Below are 1,611 nucleotides of genomic sequence, written 5' to 3'. Positions count from 1 at the left end.
GCTTGAGAACTGCACAGTGGACGCGAGCATCTGTGGCCAAGTTTTTAAGGGCGCACGGTGGATGCCTTGGCACCAGGAACCGATGAAGGACGTGGGAGGCCACGATAGTCCCCGGGGAGCTGTCAACCAAGCTTTGATCCGGGGGTTTCCGAATGGGGAAACCCGGCAGTCGTCATGGGCTGTCACCCGCTGCTGAACACATAGGCAGTGTGGAGGGAACGAGGGGAAGTGAAACATCTCAGTACCCTCAGGAAGAGAAAACAACCGTGATTCCGGGAGTAGTGGCGAGCGAAACTGGATGAGGCCAAACCGTATGCGTGTGATACCCGGCAGGGGTTGCGCATGCGGGGTTGTGGGATCTCTCTTTTACGGTCTGCCGGCTGTGAGACGAGTCAGAAACCGTTGATGTAGGCGAAGGACATGCGAAAGGTCCGGCGTAGAGGGTAAGACCCCCGTAGCTGAAACATTAACGGCTCGTTTGAGAGACACCCAAGTAGCACGGGGCCCGAGAAATCCCGTGTGAATCTGGCGGGACCACCCGCTAAGCCTAAATATTCCCTGGTGACCGATAGCGGATAGTACCGTGAGGGAATGGTGAAAAGTACCGCGGGAGCGGAGTGAAATAGTACCTGAAACCGTGTGCCTACAAGCCGTGGGAGCGTCGCTGTGTGTGCTTGCACATGCAGTCGTGACTGCGTGCCTTTTGAAGAATGAGCCTGCGAGTTAGCGGTGTGTAGCGAGGTTAACCCGTGTGGGGAAGCCGTAGCGAAAGCGAGTCCGAACAGGGCGGTTGAGTTGCACGCTCTAGACCCGAAGCGGAGTGATCTAGCCATGGGCAGGTTGAAGCGGAGGTAAGACTTCGTGGAGGACCGAACCCACCAGGGTTGAAAACCTGGGGGATGACCTGTGGTTAGGGGTGAAAGGCCAATCAAACTCCGTGATAGCTGGTTCTCCCCGAAATGCATTTAGGTGCAGCGTCGTGTGTTTCTTGCCGGAGGTAGAGCACTGGATAGGCGATGGGCCCTACCGGGTTACTGACCTTAGCCAAACTCCGAATGCCGGTAAGTGAGAGCGCGGCAGTGAGACTGTGGGGGATAAGCTCCATGGTCGAGAGGGAAACAGCCCAGAGCATCGACTAAGGCCCCTAAGCGTACGCTAAGTGGGAAAGGATGTGGAGTCGCACAGACAACCAGGAGGTTGGCTTAGAAGCAGCCACCCTTGAAAGAGTGCGTAATAGCTCACTGGTCAAGTGATTCCGCGCCGACAATGTAGCGGGGCTCAAGCGTACCGCCGAAGTCGTGTCATTCACACATATAGGGTCAACGCCCGTGTGGATGGGTAGGGGAGCGTCGTGTGCCGGGTGAAGCAGCCGCGGAAGCGAGTTGTGGACGGTTCACGAGTGAGAATGCAGGCATGAGTAGCGATACACACGTGAGAAACGTGTGCGCCGATTGACTAAGGGTTCCTGGGTCAAGCTGATCTGCCCAGGGTAAGTCGGGACCTAAGGCGAGGCCGACAGGCGTAGTCGATGGACAACCGGTTGATATTCCGGTACCCGCTTTGAAACGCCCAGTACTGAATCAGGCGATGCTAAGTCCGTGAAGCCGGCCC

The 1,611-nt window shown here is 57.0% G+C and carries 1 rRNA gene (running past one end of the window); it reads left to right on the top strand.

Annotated elements, in window-relative coordinates:
- The first annotated feature begins 34 nt into the window (after positions 1 to 34).
- Positions 35 to 1,611, top strand: a 23S ribosomal RNA gene (locus ACZ60Q_RS35935) (it continues 1,647 nt past the right edge of the window).

This window comes from Streptomyces sp. NPDC104313 (genome assembly GCF_055583985.1).
The sequence above is the reverse complement of the archived record's forward strand: the minus strand, read 5'-3'. Positions and strand labels throughout refer to the sequence as shown.